Here is a 15,575-nt window from a genome sequence, read left to right on the forward strand (position 1 = left end):
GTCTGATGAATGGGAAAATCATACTCAAAAACGCGTCGGCCCGCCCGCATCGCGCGCGACGCGGTGCAGCAACGCCGCACCCGTCACTATCGCGTCAGCGCGCCGCGGCAGCTGCTCCCTGCCTAGGTCCGAGCGCACGCAGCGTTTCCTTGATCGTCGACACGCGGATCGCGAGATCGGGCGAGCGCGTCTCGATGCGCAGCTTGTCCTGGCCCGCGAGCTTGATATGCCGATGCTTCTGCACCATCTCGATGATCCGCATCGGATCGATCGGCGGATTCGGCTCGAACTGCAGCCCGATCGCTACCTCGCTCGCATCGATCTTCACGATGCCGAGCGGCTTCGCGGCGATCCGCAGCCGGTGCGTCTCGACGAGCGCGTGCGCCTGCGGCGGCAGCTTGCCGAAACGGTCGATCAGCTCCTCCTGGATACCGTCGATCGCGTCGCCGTGCTCGCAGTTCGCGAGGCGCTTGTACAGCGACAGCCGCTCCTGCACGTCCGCGCAGTAGTCGGCCGGCAGGATCGCGGGCGCATGCAGGTTGATTTCCGTCGTCGCCGCGAGCGGGGCGGTGAGGTCGGGCTCCTTGCCGTTCTTCAGCGCCTTCACCGCGTCGTTCAGCATGTCCGTATAGAGCTGGAAGCCGATCTCGTGGATTTCGCCCGACTGCTTGTCGCCGAGCACCTCGCCGGTGCCGCGGATCTCGAGGTCGTGCATCGCGAGATAGAAGCCCGAACCGAGCTCCTCCATCTGCTGGATCGCTTCGAGCCGGCGCTGCGCCTGCTTGGTCAGCGCCTGCGGATCGTGGACCAGCAGGTACGCATACGCCTGGTGATGCGAGCGGCCGACGCGGCCGCGCAGCTGGTGAAGCTGCGCGAGGCCGAACTTGTCCGAGCGGTGCATGATGATCGTGTTCGCGCTCGGCACGTCGATGCCGGTTTCGATGATGGTCGTGCACAGCAGCACGTTCGCGCGCTGCGCGACGAAATCGCGCATCACCCGTTCGAGTTCGCGTTCGTGCATCTGGCCGTGCGCGATCACGATGCGTGCTTCGGGCACGAGCGCCTCGAGCATCGCCTTGCGGTTCTCGATCGTCTCGACCTCGTTGTGCAGGAAGTACACCTGGCCGCCGCGCTTCAGTTCGCGCAGCATCGCCTCGCGGATCACGCTTTCTTCCTCGCGGCGCACGAAGGTCTTGATCGCGAGCCGCTTCTGCGGCGCGGTTGCAATGACCGAGAAATCGCGCAGCCCTTCGAGCGCCATCCCGAGCGTACGCGGGATCGGCGTCGCGGTGAGCGTCAGCACGTCGACTTCCGCGCGCAGCGCCTTCAGCGCTTCCTTCTGGCGCACGCCGAAACGGTGTTCCTCATCGATGATCACGAGGCCGAGGCGCTTGAACTGCACGTCCGACGACAGCAGCTTGTGCGTGCCGATCACGATGTCGACGCTGCCTTCGTTGATCTGCGCGATCGCCGCGTTGACTTCCTTCGCGGTCTTGAAGCGCGACAGCTCGACGATCCGCACCGGCCAGTCCGCGAAGCGGTCGGCGAAGGTCTGCGTGTGCTGCTCGGCGAGCAGCGTGGTCGGCGACAGCAGCGCGACCTGCTTGCCGCCCAGCACCGCGATGAACGCGGCGCGCAACGCGACCTCGGTCTTGCCGAAGCCGACGTCGCCGCACACGAGGCGGTCCATTGGCTTGCCGCTCGTCATGTCGCCGATCACGGCCGCGATGGCGGCCGCCTGGTCGGGCGTTTCCTCGAAGCCGAAGCTTTCCGCGAACTTCACGTAGTCGCGCGGATCGAGCGAGAACGCGTGGCCTTCGCGGGCCGCGCGGCGAGCGTACAGGTTCAGCAGCTCGGCGGCCGTATCGCGGATCTGCTGCGCGGCCTTGCGCTTCGCGCGTTCCCACTGGCCGGAGCCGAGCGCGTGCAGCGGCGCGCTGTCGGGATCGGCGCCGCTGTAGCGCGAGATCACGTGCAATTGCGCGACGGGCACGTAGAGCTTGCTGTCGCCCGAATATTCGAGATGCAGGAATTCGGTTTCGCCTTCACCGAGATCCATCGACACGAGGCCCATGTAGCGGCCGATGCCATGCTGCGCGTGGACCACCGGGTCGCCGACCTTCAGCTCCGACAGGTCGCGCACCATCGCGTCGACGTTGCTCGCCTGTTCCTGACGGCGGCGGCCCGCGCGGCGGCCGAGCGCGCCGTACAGCTCGGTTTCGGTGATGACCGCGTAGCCTTCGCCGGGCACCGCGAAGCCGTTCGCGAGCGGCGCGACGCCGAGCGCGAAGCGTTCGTCGCTTTCGAGCCAGCCGGCGAAGTGGTCGTTCGACGCGGGGCGCAGATGGTGTTCGGCGAGCAGTTGCAGGATCGTTTCGCGGCGGCCGGCCGATTCGACGGTCAGCAGCACGCGCTTGCCTGACGATTCGACGAACGTGCGCAGCGACGCGAGCGGATCGTCGGCATGGCGGTCGACGGTGAGCTCGGGCAGTCCCGTCGCCCAGCCGCCGGCCGGCTGCGCGGGCAGTACGACCCGTGCGAACGGCTTCGCGAACGCGAAGAAATCCTCGTCGGACAGGAACAGCCGCTGCGGCTCGAGGATCGGCCGCTCGCGATCGTGCGCGAGGAACGCGTGGCGCTGCTTCGTATCCGCCGTGAAGCGTCGGATCGACGCTTCGAGATCGCCGGTGAACACGAGGTGCGCTTCCTGCGGCAGGTAGTGGAACAGCGTGGCGGTTTCGTCGAAGAACAGCGGCAGGTAATACTCGATACCGGCCGACGGCACGCCGTTGCCGATGTCCTTGTAGATCGGTGCGCGGCTCGGGTCGCCTTCGAAGGTTTCGCGCCAGCGGCTGCGGAAGGCCGTGCGCGCGGCTTCGTCGAACGGAAACTCGCGGCCGGGCAGGAGACGCACGTCGCGTACCGGGTAGAGGCTGCGCTGCGTGTCCGGGTCGAACGCGCGGATCGAGTCGACCTGGTCGTCGAACAGGTCGATCCGGTACGGCAGCGGCGAGCCCATCGGGTACAGGTCGATCAGCGAGCCGCGCACGCAGTATTCGCCGGGCCGCACGACCTGGCTCACGTGCTCGTAGCCGGCCAGCGTGAGCTGCGCCTTCAGCTTCGCCTCGTCGAGCCGCTCGCCCTGCGCGAACGCGAACGTGTAGGCGGCCATGAACGACGCAGGCGGCATCCGGTACAGCGCGGTGGTCGCGGGGACGAGCAGGATGTCGCAGCGGCCCTCGCCGAGGTCGTGCAGCGTCGCGAGCCGCTCGGATACAAGATCCTGGTGCGGCGAGAACGTGTCGTACGGCAGCGTTTCCCAGTCCGGCAGCAGGCGTACGCGCGCGTCGGGCGAGAAGTAGCGGATTTCCTGCGAGAGCCGTTGCGCGTCGACCGCGTTCGCGCAGATCACCGCAAGGAGCGGCACGTCCTGGCGGTTGTCGGCGAGATAACGGGCGATGGCGAGCGCGTCGGCGGAACCATGCGCGCCGTCGAAGGCGAAGCGCTGGCCGGGCTTGACGCGGGCAACGGGCGAGGCGGACGGGGTGGAAGCGTTATCTGGCATAGGGACGACAGGGGTGGCGTGCACGGGCGCATCGCGGTGCGCCGGTCGAGACGAAAGACCTATTATAAAATCCGCTTCTCGATTTCATCTTTCCGGCGTTTCCTTTCGTGACTCCCCGACTTTTCGCCCTGATTCCCTGTGCCGGCACCGGCAGCCGTTCCGGCTCGGCCGTGCCGAAACAATACCGCACGCTGGCCGGCCGCGCGCTGCTGCACTACACGCTTGCCGCGTTCGACGCGTGCAGCGAATTCGCACAGACGCTCGTCGTCCTCGCGCCCGACGATTCCCATTTCGACGCACGCCGCTTCGCGGGCCTGCGCTTCGCGGTGCGCCGCTGCGGCGGCGGCTCGCGCCAGGCGTCGGTGCTGAACGGGCTGCTCGAACTGGCCGAATTCGGCGCGACCGACCACGACTGGGTGCTGGTGCACGACGCCGCGCGCCCGGGCATCACGCCGGAGCTGATCCGCACGCTGGTCGCGACGCTGAAGGACGATCCGGTCGGCGGCATTGTCGCGCTGCCGGTGGCCGATACGCTCAAGCGCGTGCCGGCCGGCGGCGACGCGATCGCGCGCACCGAGTCGCGCGACGCGCTGTGGCAGGCCCAGACGCCGCAGATGTTCCGCATCGGCATGCTGCGCGAGGCGATCCTGCGCGCGCAGCGCGAAGGGCACGACCTGACCGACGAAGCTAGCGCGATCGAATGGGCTGGCCATACGCCGCGCGTGGTGCAGGGCAGCCTGCGCAATTTCAAGGTCACGTACCCGGAAGATTTCGCGCTCGCGGAAGCGATCCTCGCGCGTTCCACGAACGCTTCCTGACTTTCACCCCCTCACAATCGGAATACGCATGGATTTCAGAATCGGACAAGGCTACGACGTGCACCAGCTCGTCGAGGGGCGCCCCCTCATCATCGGCGGCGTGACGATTCCGTACGAACGCGGCCTGCTCGGCCACTCGGACGCGGACGTGCTGCTGCACGCGATCACCGACGCGCTGTTCGGCGCGGCGGCGCTCGGCGACATCGGCCGCCATTTCTCCGACACGGACGCGGCATTCAAGGGCGCCGACAGTCGCGTGCTGCTGCGCGAGTGCGTTGCACGCATCAACGCGGCCGGTTTCACGATCCAGAACGTCGACAGCACCGTGATCGCCCAGGCACCGAAGCTGGCACCGCATATCGACGGGATGCGCGCGAACATCGCGGCCGATCTCGGGCTGCCGCTCGAGCGCGTGAACGTGAAGGCGAAAACCAACGAGAAGCTCGGCTATCTCGGCCGCGGCGAGGGGATCGAGGCGCAGGCCGCCGCGCTGCTGGTGAAGCAGGGCGGCTGACGCCCGGCTGCGGCGCGCGGTTCGCCCGTCGCGCCGTGCCGCGGAAATGAAAAATGCCACGCGAATGCGTGGCATTTTCTTTTTTTGGAGCGGCTACCGGGCCGGCATGGCGGCCGGCCGGGTGGTGCAACCGCTTATTCGCCTTCCGCGGCGATCACTTGCGCGGCGGCGTTGATCACCGACGCGATGCGGCCGACGTCGCGCAGCTGCGTGACGGTCATTCCTTGCTCGTTCTTCAGCAGCGCATAGTGCGACTTCACGCAGAAGTGGCACTTGCCGACGATCGACGCGGCGAGCGCATACATCTCGAACTTGCGCTTGTCGACGCCACCGTGCGTTGCATACGCGCCCATCCGCAGCTCGGCGCGTTGCGTCTTCAGGTCGGCATCGTCGGCCATCTCGACATACGGATACCAGGTGTTGTTCATCCCCATCAGCGCGGCCGCCGTCAGCACGGCGTTCGTCTCTTCGGGCGACAGGACGCCGGCTTCGCGGATCGTCTTGATGAGCACCGTGCTCTTCGCCGCGATGGCCGCCGCCAGCGCGACGCCGACCGCGTCGGTGCCTTCGAGCGACGAGCGCGAGATCGTGCCGTCGAGGTTCAGGCGAATGTCCTTCGCGTAGTCGGGAATACGCGCCTTAATCGAATCGATGAATTCCATTGATATCTCCTATGGGTTGGCCGTTAAAAAAGCCCGCAGGCAGGACGTGCGCCGCGGGCTTCGTGCATCGATGCGCTTACAGCGTTGCGCCGCCGACTGCACGGTTGCACGGGCACAGTTCGTCCGTTTGCAGGCCGTCCAGAATCCGCAGGACTTCTTCCGGGCTACGGCCGACGTTCAGGTTGTTCACCGAAACGTGCTGGATCGTGTTGTCCGGATCGACGATGAACGTTGCACGCAGGGCCACGCCGGCTTCCTTGTCGCGCACGCCGAGCTGGTCGATCAGCTCGCCCTTGACGTCGCCGAACGCGTAGTGGTTCAGCTTGTCGAGGTCCTTGTGCTCACGGCGCCATGCGAGCTTGACGAATTCGTTGTCCGAGCTGCCGCCCAGCAGGATGGCATCGCGCTCTTCGAACTGCTTCGTGAGCTTCGCGAACTCGACGATTTCCGTCGGGCACACGAACGTGAAATCCTTCGGATAGAAGTAGATGATCTTCCACTTGCCCGGGAACGACGCTTCAGTGACGGTCTCGAATGCCGACTGGCCGTTTTCCTCGTGATGATTGAAGCCCGGCTTCGCGGCTACGACGGTGAAAGCTTCGAGTTTATCGCCCACGGTTTTCATGCGGATACTCCTGTATGAGTTGGGAAGAAGACTGAGTCAAGCTACCTCGGTGCTGCAACGATGATGTGACAGCATGGGCAAAACTATAACACTATTAGTTAGTCGCTTCAATAGATTTTGACTAACGACTCTCATAGCTTTTTTCAACCGGATCGATAGTGTGCAGTGCAAGAAGCGTGCGCGAGCGCGTCACGCAGTCGCACGCGCCTTGCCGGCGCCGGGGAATTCGAGCGTGACTTCGAGGCCCGCTTCGGGGTTGCGGTTGCGCAGGCGCAGCGCGCCGCGATAGCGGCCGACGAGACGCAGCACGATCGCCATCCCGAGGCCCGTGCCGTCCGCCTTGGTGCGGGCGGTGTCGACGCGGTAGAACGGCCGCATCACGAGCGGCAGTTGATCCTCGGGGATGCCGGGGCCTTCGTCGCTCACCGACAGCTCGACGCGCGCGTGCGACACGCGTGTCTCGAGCGTGATGCGCGACACGCCGTCCTGCTTGCTTTGCCCGTACTTGCGCGCGTTCTCGACGAGGTTGCCGATCACGCGGCGCATGTCGGTTTCGTCGGCTTCGATGATCGCGCTTGGCGCGAGCCGCGTGCGGATCTCGACGCCGTCCTCGCCCGACACGCGTGCGGCGACTTCCTGCGCGATCGACGACAGGTCGACGGGCTCCGGTTTGCGTTGCGACGGGCGTGCGTAGTCGATGAAGGCCGCGATGATGCGGTCCATCTGCTCGATGTCGTCGACCATTGCGTCCTTGGTCGCCTGGTCGGACGGGCTCATCTCGGTTTCGAGCCGCAGCCGCGCGAGCGGGGTGCGCAGGTCGTGCGAGATACCGGCGAGCATCAGCGCACGGTCGGCCTCGAGCTGCTCGAGGTCGCGCACCATCTGGTTGAAGCTGCGGTTGGTGTCGGCCGCGACGCCCATCCCGCGCTCGGGCAGCAGCTCGGGTGTCTGGCCCGAGCCGATCTGCCGCGCGGCGAGCGCGAGCCGCGAGAACGGCCGGTTCACGAGGCTCGTGATGAACGCGGAGCCGAATAGCGACAACGCGAGCGCGAACAGCCCCCAGCCGGCCCACTGCAGGCCCGTGACGTTGTCGAGCTGATCGCGGTCGAGCGCGACCCAGTAATCGTCGTCGTCGATCTTGAAGCTGATCCACACGCCGGGAATGTCGTTGACCGACTGTGCGATCACGGTATCGTCGCCGAGGCGGCTGCGGATGTCGTGTTCGATCAGGCGGTTCAGCGATTCGTCGGGCTGCAGCTTGAATTTGTCGGTTTTCTCGCGCGGGTAAACGCGCACGCCCTCGTTGCTCTCGAGATCCTGAAGCAGCGCGCGCCGCAAATCGGGATCGGAATAGAGCAGGGCGGTGCGCGTGAGCTTCACGATCGCGACGAGCTGCAGCGCGACGCGCTGCGCACGCGGCTCGCGCTCGATCACGCGAAAGCTCTGGAACCACGCGGCGAGACTGACCGAGATCAGCAGCGCGATCAGCAGGAAGGTGCGCCAGAACAGCCCGCCGAACGCGAGCTGCAGGAGGCGCCGGTCGATACGCATGGGACGGGCCGTGGGCGGGCGAAACCGGAAAGAAAAAAGATCAGGCGGCGCCGTCCGGGATGAACACGTAGCCGAGGCCCCAGACGGTCTGGATGAAACGCGGGCTGCCCGGATCCGGTTCGATCAGCTTGCGCAGGCGCGAGATCTGCACGTCGAGGCTGCGGTCGAATACTTCATATTCACGGCCGCGCGCGAGTTCCATCAGCTTCTCGCGCGACAGCGGCTGGCGCGGGTGACGCGCGAACACTTTCAGCACCGAGAACTCGCCGGTGGTGAGCGGAATTTCCTGGCCGGACTTCGTCAGCGTGCGCGTCGCGAGGTTCAGCGAGAACTCGCCGAACTCGAACACCTCGGTGGTTTCGGACGGCGCGCCCGGCAGTTCGGCCGGCGCCTGGCGGCGCAGCACCGCATGAATGCGTGCGACGAGTTCGCGCGGGTTGAACGGCTTCGGCAGGTAATCGTCGGCGCCCATCTCGAGGCCGACGATGCGATCCACATCCTCGCCCTTCGCGGTGAGCATGATGATCGGCGTGCGGTCGTTGCTGCCGCGCAGGCGGCGGCAGATCGACAGGCCGTCTTCGCCCGGAAGCATCAGGTCGAGCACGAGCAGGTCGAAACGCTCGCGTACCCAGAGCTTGTTCATTGCGGTCGCGTTTTCGGCGACGTAGACATTGAAACCCTGCTCGCCGAGATAGCGGCGCAGCAGATCGCGCAGGCGCGGGTCGTCGTCGACGACGAGAATCTTGGAGGGGTTTTTCGTTTCCATGATCGGCATCTTATCGCGAATGGGAATTGACGCACGGCCGCGTATTTTCGGGCGTTACAGTCGGTTACAAAATTTACCCGTAGTGTCGCGCCGAGTAAAGGCAGGCTATAGAGATTCCTTTACTCGAAGCCGAAATTCGGTAGATACTCCCCTGCACTCCATCTTTCATCTTTGCACACCCGAATTCCGCAGGGTTTTTCAAGTACCAGAGGTAACCGGTTGCCGCGTGACGAAGGGAACAAATCGACCAAAGAAGCGAGGACGGTCATGCGATCTGCCCGGATTGCACTGATGCTGACGATCGCGCTTGCCGGTCCGTATGCGTCGAACTTCGCGTATGCGCAGCGCCCCGAGCAGGGCGCATCGTCGCGCAAGCTGCCGCGCGGCAAAGCGCCGCAGTCCGATCGTACCGCCGAAATGACGGTCCGTTCCGCCGTGCCTCCCGATCTCGAACAGCGCCGCCGCGACGGGCACATGACGCCCGAGGAGCGCCACCTTTTGCGCCAGCACATCGAGGACGCCGTTCGCGAACTGTACAAGCGCTGACACGCCGTCCTTCGCCTTGCGCGGAACATGCCGCGCGGAAAAGATTCGTAGCAATTTTTCCGTCAACTTTCCCCTGCCGATTGCCGTTGTACCGGCATCCGCACCGCCGGTGCGTTCCGGGAGTCCATGACGATGAAAGCGAACGTTGCCGCACCGGCGCCGTCGCCCGCGATGCAGTCGCCGCTCGATGCCGACGATGCATTGTTTTTCCTGAGTCGTACCGGTTTTTCTCCGGCGCCGGCCGATGTTGCGCGCGTCGTCGGCATGACGCGCGCGCAGGTCGTGGCCGACACGCTCGGCAACGTTCGCCGCGACCCCGTCACGACGTGGCCCGACTGGATCGCCGAGTTGCCGCCGACGCGCGCGCAGCGCCAGGCGCTGACCCCCGACATGCGGCGCGACGAGCAGCGCGAGCGCAACGTTCGTTACGATGCGCTGCGCGCGGCGTGGGTCAACGAGATGATCGTGACGCCGTCGCCGCTCACCGAACGCATGACGCTGTTCTGGCACGGGCACTTCACGTCGGGGCAGGACAAGGTGCCTTACCCGCAGACGATGGCGGCACAGAACGCACTGTTTCGCCGCGAGGCGCTCGGCAACTTCGGTGTGCTGTTGCATGCGGTCGCGAAGGACCCGGCGATGCTGCAGTACCTCGACGGCGCGAGCAATCGCAAGGGGCGCCCGAACGAGAATTTCGCGCGCGAGGTGATGGAGCTGTTCACGCTCGGCGAAGGGCATTACACGCAATACGACGTGACCGAAGCCGCGCGCGCGATGACGGGCTGGACCGTCGATCCCGATACTTATCGCTTCGAGGTGCGGCCGGATCTGCACGATGCGGGCGACAAGACGATCCTCGGCGAAACGGGGCCGTTCGACGGCGACGGCTTTCTCGACATCCTGCTGAAGCGGCCCGGCACCGCGCGCTTCATCGCCGCCAAGCTGTGGCGCGAGTTCGTGTCGGATACGCCTGATCCGGGTGCGCTCGATGCGGTGGCCGAACGGTTTCGATCGAGCGGCTACGACATTCGCGCGGCGCTCGCCGCGCTGTGGTCGACCGACGCCTTCTGGGATCCACGCAACCGCGGCGTGCTCGTCAAGTCGCCAGCGGAATTCGTCGTCGGGTCGGTGCGGCTGTTCGACGTGTCATACGGCGATCCGCAGATGCTCGCGAACACCGTGCGCACGCTCGGGCAAAACCTGTTCTACCCGCCGAACGTGAAGGGCTGGCCCGGCGGCGCGCTGTGGATCAACAGCACCACGCTGCTCGCGCGCAAGCAGTTCGTCGAGCAACTGTTTCGCGCGACGGAGACAGCCGGCATGCACCCGCCGGCGCATGCGATGTCGCCGGCGCCGAATGTCCGCGCGCATGCGATGCCGGTGGTCGATACGGCGTCCGCTGCCGGCATGCGCAGCACGCCCGCCAAGCCCGCACGCGCTGGCCTGCGTTTCGACCTCGAACGCTGGCTTGCCCAATATCGCGCACGGCCGCAGGCGATCGCGGGCTTGTCGACCGAGCTTCAGTTGCAGCACGCGGTGCTGCAACTGTCGCCGGTCGCGGCGATCGATACGGATTCGACCGGCAGCGCGTATCTCGAGGCGCTGCTGATGGATCCGGCCTATCAACTGAAATGATTCGAACGACGATGAAGCGGGGAGCCGGTGCGGCAAAGGTGCCGGACGGCAAACCAAAGGATGCGCGATGAACCGACGTGATTTTCTGACGCTGACGGGCGCTGCGGCCGCGGCCGGCGTGTCGATGTGGCAGACGCCTGCGATGGCGACTTCCGTGGCGCAGGCGGGGCGCCAACCGGCGCCCGGGTATGCGAACGTGCTGATCCTCGTCGAGTTGAAGGGTGGCAACGACGGCCTCAACACGGTGGTGCCGTATGCGGACCCGCTGTATTACCAGTTCCGGCGCAGCATCGGCATCAAGCGCGAGCAGGTGCTGCAACTCGACGCACACACGGGGCTGCATCCGTCGCTTGCGCCGCTGATGCCGCTGTGGCGCGATGGGCAGGTCGCGGTCGTGCAGGGCGTCGGCTATCCGCAGCCGAACCTGTCGCACTTTCGCTCGATCGAGATCTGGGATACCGCGTCGCGCTCGGATCAATACCTGCACGAAGGCTGGCTCACGCGCACGTTCGCGCAAGCACCCGTACCGCCCGGTTTCGCGGCCGACGGCGTCGTGCTCGGCAGCGCCGAGATGGGGCCGCTGTCGAACGGTGCGCGTGCGATCGCGCTCGTCAATCCCGCGCAGTTCATCCGTGCGGCCCGGCTTGCCGAGCCGTCGTCGCTGCGCGAACAGAACCCTGCGCTCGCCCACATCATCGACGTCGAGAATGACATCGTGAAGGCGGCCGACCGGCTGCGCCCGCGCGGCGGGATGCGTGAATTCCGGACAGCCTTTCCGGCCGGCGCGTTCGGCACGTCGGTCAAGACCGCGATGCAGGTGCTGGCCGCGTGCGAAGCGTCCGGGCCCGGCGCGCAGGATGGTGTCGCGGTGCTGCGGCTGACGCTCAACGGCTTCGATACGCATCAGAACCAGCCGGGGCAGCAGGCTGCACTGCTCAAGCAGTTCGCGGAAGGGATGAGCGCGATGCGCGGCGCGTTGATCGAACTCGGGCGCTGGAACCAGACGCTCGTGATGACGTATGCGGAATTCGGGCGGCGCGTGCGCGAGAACCAGAGCAACGGCACCGATCACGGCACGGCCGCGCCGCATTTCGTGATGGGCGGCCGCGTGGCCGGCGGGCTGTACGGTGCGCCGCCGGCGCTTGGGCGGCTCGACGGCAACGGCAATCTGCCGGTCGCGGTCGATTTCCGCCAGCTCTACGCGACCGTGCTCGGGCCGTGGTGGGGGCTCGACGCGACCCGCGTGCTGCAGCAGCGCTTCGACACGCTGCCGTTGCTGAAGGCGTGAGGGAGAAGGGTCAGCGCCGGCGCGCGGTGCGCCACGCGATCCACAGCTTGCGGATCGGCGTCAGCGCGATGCGCTGATGCAGCACCTGGTAGCCGTCGCGTTCGATTTCGTCGAGCAGCGAAGCAGCCAGTGCGATCTGCGCGCGCAGCGTGCGCTGGGCGCGGCGTTCGGATGCCGGGATCGCCGCTTCGGCGGCCACGAGTGCTTCGCGCGCGCGGGCCGTCTGGAATTGCAGCAATTCGGTGAAGGCCGGGCTGTAGCGGCGGTTCAGCAGATCGGCCGCGGTCACGTTGTAGCGCTGCAGTTCGTCGATCGGCAGGTAGATGCGGCCGTGGCGCGCATCGTTACCGAGGTCCTGCACGAATTGCGCGAGCATCAGCGCGCGGCCGGCGTCCGCGGCCCACGGTTGCGGGTCCGCCGGGTTTGCCGAACTTGCGCGCGCGACCAGCGACGCGAAAGTGCCGCCGACCTGCGCGATATAGCGCTGCAGGTTCGCGAGATCGAGGTAGCGCGCCTGTTCGAGATCCATCCCGTAACCGTTGACGAGCGTACGCAACGCATCGGCTTCGGCGGCGATCGCCGGGTGATGCTTGGCGAGCGCCTTCGTGACCGGGTGCGAAGGCTGTCCGTCGGCCAGCGCCGCGAGTTCCTTGTGCCACCACGCGAGCTTCGTGTGTCCGACGGTCGGGTCGCTGGTTTCCTTGACGGTTTCCTCGAGTTCGCGGCGCAGCGCGAACAGCGCGGTCAGGCGCGGCTGCGTGGCGAGCGGTGCCTGGCGCAGCGCGTAGTAGACGCTGGAGCCCGCAGGGGCGGCCTTTTGCTGACAGTAGTCGTCGAAGTTCACGGGCGGAATCGTGTGGGGGCGGGTTCGGGGGACGCGCGGCGGCGCGGTGCCGAAACGTCGAGCGCGGCATTCTAGCATCGCTGCACGATGGGTGCCGGCGGGGGCGAGACAAGCTCGTACGGATCGGGTAGAATCTCGCGCTCGCCTGATCGGGCGTGCCGGTTACAAGCCGGCGCGATGTCCCGGGCGCGTGGCAACGCATCTTGCGTGCCACGTGGTCAGGCGACAGAAATGCGCGTGAGTGGCGAAATTGGTAGACGCACCAGGTTTAGGTCCTGACGCCCGCAAGGGTGTGCCGGTTCGAGTCCGGCCTCACGCACCAGAAGTCGAATGCGCCTCTGACAGGGGCCGTTCACCAAAAAGCGCTGTCGGTCGATTGGCCGCAGCGCTTTTTTGTTGATGTCGGTGCTTTTCCGGGCGCACGAGCCTGGGCAAGCGGTGCGCGAAGATTCGTGCCGCGGGTAATATCGTGTTCACCGCTCAAACAAGAAACACAATTGCGCCGAGGACCACCGATGAAAAACACCGTACGCATTCCGATTTCCGTACTGGCACTGATGCTGGTCGCGCCGGCTTTTGCCAATACGCCTGCTGAGAACATTGCGTGGAGCGCCAGGCCCGTGCAGACGGTGGCATCGGCGTCGTCGGCATGCTCTGCGTATTCAGGGCGCTTGATGTCGAGCGGCGAGACATTCTCTACGGAAAACGTGCTGAAAGCGCTCGGCACGTCGCTGGCCGGCGCTGCGCTGGGCGCCGTCACAGGCGGATATCAGGGCGCAGCTCCCAATCCGTGCGCGCGCCCGGGCCTGTGACCGGCCCGCAAGCGAACCGCGGGAATCCCCGCTTCATCTGAAACAAGCCAGACACCCAGCGCCGCGCGTCGCCCGACCCGCGGCGCTTCGTCATGTCAGGCGTGCCTATTCCCAGAAACTCCGGATCGCGACCGCGACGATCACCGGCACCGAGAACACCAGCGGGATCGCGAAATACTGCGCTTCGCGATCGACGACCCAGCTATAGATCACCCACGCCGCGCCGATCGCGAACGTGATGAGGCCGACCGTCACGGCGGCAATGTTCAGGACCAGCTTCGAAGGCTGGCGGCGCGTCTTTGTATCGTCATTGTTATCGCGCGGGGACGATTTCATCGGAAGAGTGGGGCTTTGCGCCGGAACGGGGGTAAAAGCACAGGAAACCCCATTCGCTCCGATCGCGCAAGAGGGCCGGCTCAGGCCGACCCTCCGTCGCGTCTCCCGGTGCGCGCGCTATAACCCGAACGACGCCGCCAGTTCGTCGAGCAGTTCGCGCTGGAACGCGACGAACCGCTCGCCCGGCTGCTGTGCGATCGCGAGGTCGAGCATCGGATCGCCGACGTCGGTGCGAACACCCGCCAGTTCCTCGACGATCGCGAGCCCGCAGAACGGCACGTACGCTTCCGAATAGCCGCCTTCGTGGACGATCGCGAGCCGCCCACCGCAATGGCGTTGCGCGGCCTCCTTCACCGCACGCGTCATGAACCGGTAGCTGTCGGTATGCAGCTGCATGCGCGCGAGCGGATCGACCGCGCTCGCGTCGAGGCCGCTCGCGATGACGATGAGCTCGGGCCGGAAACGCTCCAGCGCCGGCAGCACGATCCGCTCGAATGCGTAGCGATACGCATCGTCGCCGCTGCCCGCGAGCAGCGGCACGTTCAGGTTCGCGCCGATACCCGCGCCTTCGCCGCGGTCGTCCGCGCCGCTGTAGCCGGGCGGGAAGCAGCGGTCCTGATGCAGCGAGATCGTCAGCGTGTCCGGATCGTCGTAGTAGATCGACTGCGTGCCGTTGCCGTGATGCACGTCCCAATCGATCACCGCGACGCGCTCGATGCCGTGTTTCGCACGCGCGGCTTCGATCGCGATCGGAATGTTGGCCAGCAGGCAGAAGCCCATCGGGCGGTCGCGCAGGCAGTGATGGCCGGGTGGCCGCGACAGCGAGAAAGCGTTCGCCGCACGTTCGCCGAGCACCGTATCGACGGCCGTGATCGCGAGGCCGGCGGACAGCGCGGCGATCTCGTAGCTGCCCTTGCCGAACGGCGCGAGATCGCCGAGGTCGCCGCCGTTCGCATCGCTGAGTGCGCGGAACGCGTCGAGATAGTGCGCAGGGTGAATGCGCAACAGGTCGGTGGTCGAGGCCGGCTCGGCGCCGCGCAGGTCGAGTTGCGCGGCCAGGCCCGAGGCTTGCACGAGCGACAGGAAACGGCGCTTCGAATCGGGCGATTCAGCGTAGCCCGCGCTCGACGGCGGCTGGACCCAGCCGCCGACCGGGAAGAACAGCGCGTGCGTGCCGCCGGTATGCCAGAAAGTGCGTTCGTCGGTGAAGAAGGCAGTGCGATTCATGGATGTGCGTGACCTGTCACGGTTGGGTGGAAACGGAGGGGCGCGTGCGGCGATCGATGTGGCGCAGCGCGGCGAACGACACGATCGCGACGGCCGTCGCGGCCGTGAACAGCACGCGCATCGTGCCGCCGGCGTCGAGCATCAATCCGGCGAGCAGCGGGCCGGCCGCGAGGCCGGCGCCGATCACGAAATTGAGCGTGGCCACGAGGCGGCCCGACGTGTCGATCTGCGCGACGGTCGCGAGGATGAACGGCAGTACGAACGTCCAAGCGAACTTGAACGCGAAGATCGCCGCGCTGTAGCCGCCGGCATGGCGCATCGCGGCAAGCGCGACGAGCGAGGCAGCCAGCAGCGCGTAACCGGCCGCGAGCATCGCGCGCCGGGCG

Annotated in this window: 14 protein-coding genes, 1 tRNA gene and 1 pseudogene; 7 read left to right on the plus strand and 9 right to left on the minus strand. The window is 66.5% G+C overall.

The annotated features are described in order from the left end of the window. Positions 1-94 precede the first annotated feature (94 nt). A complete protein-coding gene (gene mfd / locus G3O00_RS08905) occupies positions 95-3,565 on the minus strand; it encodes a transcription-repair coupling factor (protein WP_206142741.1) in 3,471 nt (1,156 codons plus the stop codon). A 107-nt stretch (positions 3,566-3,672) separates the two neighbouring features. On the opposite strand from mfd, the gene ispD reads away from it, so the two are divergent. Then, positions 3,673-4,383, plus strand: a complete 711-nt coding sequence (gene ispD / locus G3O00_RS08910) for a 2-C-methyl-D-erythritol 4-phosphate cytidylyltransferase (protein WP_011352390.1) — start codon at positions 3,673-3,675, stop codon at positions 4,381-4,383. Between the two features lie 28 nt (positions 4,384-4,411). Further along, the gene (ispF, locus tag G3O00_RS08915; RefSeq protein WP_174930950.1) at positions 4,412-4,897 is read left to right on the plus strand and encodes a 2-C-methyl-D-erythritol 2,4-cyclodiphosphate synthase; all 486 of its coding nucleotides are present in this window, start codon (positions 4,412-4,414) and stop codon (positions 4,895-4,897) included. Positions 4,898-5,031: 134 nt separating this feature from the next. On the opposite strand, the gene G3O00_RS08920 is transcribed toward ispF, so the two are convergent. From G3O00_RS08920 to ompR, 4 genes are all read right to left on the minus strand, one after another. Next, positions 5,032-5,559 carry a carboxymuconolactone decarboxylase family protein gene (locus tag G3O00_RS08920; RefSeq protein WP_011352388.1) on the minus strand — a complete coding sequence of 176 codons (528 nt, stop codon included), beginning with the start codon at positions 5,557-5,559 and terminating at the stop codon, positions 5,032-5,034. A gap of 76 nt (positions 5,560-5,635) precedes the next feature. Next, positions 5,636-6,184, minus strand: a complete 549-nt coding sequence (locus G3O00_RS08925; protein WP_011352387.1) for a peroxiredoxin — start codon at positions 6,182-6,184, stop codon at positions 5,636-5,638. A 189-nt stretch (positions 6,185-6,373) separates the two neighbouring features. After that, positions 6,374-7,735, minus strand: a complete 1,362-nt coding sequence (locus tag G3O00_RS08930) for an ATP-binding protein (protein WP_206142742.1) — start codon at positions 7,733-7,735, stop codon at positions 6,374-6,376. A gap of 40 nt (positions 7,736-7,775) precedes the next feature. Further along, positions 7,776-8,501, minus strand: a complete 726-nt coding sequence (gene ompR / locus G3O00_RS08935) for a two-component system response regulator OmpR (RefSeq protein WP_004199523.1) — start codon at positions 8,499-8,501, stop codon at positions 7,776-7,778. A 267-nt stretch (positions 8,502-8,768) separates the two neighbouring features. On the opposite strand from ompR, the gene G3O00_RS08940 reads away from it, so the two are divergent. The 3 genes from G3O00_RS08940 to G3O00_RS08950 all read left to right on the plus strand — a co-directional run bounded on the left by G3O00_RS08940 (position 8,769) and on the right by G3O00_RS08950 (position 11,970). Next, positions 8,769-9,047 (plus strand): hypothetical protein, encoded by a 279-nt coding sequence (locus G3O00_RS08940; RefSeq protein ID WP_011352385.1) that lies wholly within the window; start codon positions 8,769-8,771, stop codon positions 9,045-9,047. 132 nt (positions 9,048-9,179) lie between these two features. After that, positions 9,180-10,682 (plus strand): DUF1800 domain-containing protein, encoded by a 1,503-nt coding sequence (locus G3O00_RS08945; protein WP_206142743.1) that lies wholly within the window; start codon positions 9,180-9,182, stop codon positions 10,680-10,682. 67 nt (positions 10,683-10,749) lie between these two features. After that, positions 10,750-11,970, plus strand: a complete 1,221-nt coding sequence (locus G3O00_RS08950; protein WP_206142744.1) for a DUF1501 domain-containing protein — start codon at positions 10,750-10,752, stop codon at positions 11,968-11,970. Between the two features lie 10 nt (positions 11,971-11,980). Here the strand turns inward: G3O00_RS08950 and hpnD are convergent, their stop codons facing one another. Then, entirely contained in the window at positions 11,981-12,814 is an 834-nt protein-coding gene (hpnD, locus tag G3O00_RS08955) for a presqualene diphosphate synthase HpnD (RefSeq protein WP_206142745.1), read from the minus strand. A 235-nt stretch (positions 12,815-13,049) separates the two neighbouring features. Here hpnD and G3O00_RS08960 point away from each other — a divergent pair. Together G3O00_RS08960 and G3O00_RS08965 are read left to right on the plus strand one after the other, a co-directional pair. Continuing rightward, positions 13,050-13,136 (plus strand) — tRNA-Leu (locus G3O00_RS08960). A 193-nt stretch (positions 13,137-13,329) separates the two neighbouring features. Continuing rightward, entirely contained in the window at positions 13,330-13,626 is a 297-nt protein-coding gene (locus tag G3O00_RS08965; RefSeq protein ID WP_206142746.1) for a hypothetical protein, read from the plus strand. A 105-nt stretch (positions 13,627-13,731) separates the two neighbouring features. Here G3O00_RS08965 and G3O00_RS08970 read toward each other — a convergent pair whose 3' ends face one another. The 3 genes and pseudogenes from G3O00_RS08970 to G3O00_RS08980 all read right to left on the minus strand — a co-directional run. Beyond that, positions 13,732-13,962: a hypothetical protein gene (locus G3O00_RS08970; RefSeq protein ID WP_174930944.1), complete on the minus strand. Its 231-nt coding sequence runs from the start codon at positions 13,960-13,962 to the stop codon at positions 13,732-13,734. Positions 13,963-14,079: 117 nt separating this feature from the next. Further along, on the minus strand, positions 14,080-15,189 hold the full coding sequence (locus G3O00_RS08975; protein WP_206142747.1) for a class II histone deacetylase: 1,110 nt from the start codon (positions 15,187-15,189) through the stop codon (positions 14,080-14,082). Positions 15,190-15,205: 16 nt separating this feature from the next. Beyond that, positions 15,206-15,575 (minus strand): annotated as a pseudogene (locus G3O00_RS08980) (MFS transporter); the annotation flags it as partial.

This window comes from Burkholderia sp. Ac-20384 (assembly GCF_017104605.1).
Classification (GTDB): domain Bacteria; phylum Pseudomonadota; class Gammaproteobacteria; order Burkholderiales; family Burkholderiaceae; genus Burkholderia; species Burkholderia lata.

Excerpts from the sequence above, each read along its gene's own strand:
- mfd (WP_206142741.1), bottom strand. The coding sequence starts at position 3,565 with ATGCCAGATAACGCTTCCACCCCGTCCGCCTCGCCCGTTGCCCGCGTC.
- G3O00_RS08975 (WP_206142747.1), bottom strand. The coding sequence starts at position 15,189 with ATGAATCGCACTGCCTTCTTCACCGACGAACGCACTTTCTGGCATACC.
- G3O00_RS08920 (WP_011352388.1), bottom strand. The coding sequence starts at position 5,559 with ATGGAATTCATCGATTCGATTAAGGCGCGTATTCCCGACTACGCGAAG.
- G3O00_RS08925 (WP_011352387.1), bottom strand. The coding sequence starts at position 6,184 with ATGAAAACCGTGGGCGATAAACTCGAAGCTTTCACCGTCGTAGCCGCG.
- G3O00_RS08950 (WP_206142744.1), top strand. The coding sequence starts at position 10,750 with ATGAACCGACGTGATTTTCTGACGCTGACGGGCGCTGCGGCCGCGGCC.
- G3O00_RS08940 (WP_011352385.1), top strand. The coding sequence starts at position 8,769 with ATGCGATCTGCCCGGATTGCACTGATGCTGACGATCGCGCTTGCCGGT.
- G3O00_RS08965 (WP_206142746.1), top strand. The coding sequence starts at position 13,330 with ATGAAAAACACCGTACGCATTCCGATTTCCGTACTGGCACTGATGCTG.
- G3O00_RS08945 (WP_206142743.1), top strand. The coding sequence starts at position 9,180 with ATGAAAGCGAACGTTGCCGCACCGGCGCCGTCGCCCGCGATGCAGTCG.
- ispF (WP_174930950.1), top strand. The coding sequence starts at position 4,412 with ATGGATTTCAGAATCGGACAAGGCTACGACGTGCACCAGCTCGTCGAG.
- ompR (WP_004199523.1), bottom strand. The coding sequence starts at position 8,501 with ATGGAAACGAAAAACCCCTCCAAGATTCTCGTCGTCGACGACGACCCG.
- G3O00_RS08930 (WP_206142742.1), bottom strand. The coding sequence starts at position 7,735 with ATGCGTATCGACCGGCGCCTCCTGCAGCTCGCGTTCGGCGGGCTGTTC.
- G3O00_RS08970 (WP_174930944.1), bottom strand. The coding sequence starts at position 13,962 with ATGAAATCGTCCCCGCGCGATAACAATGACGATACAAAGACGCGCCGC.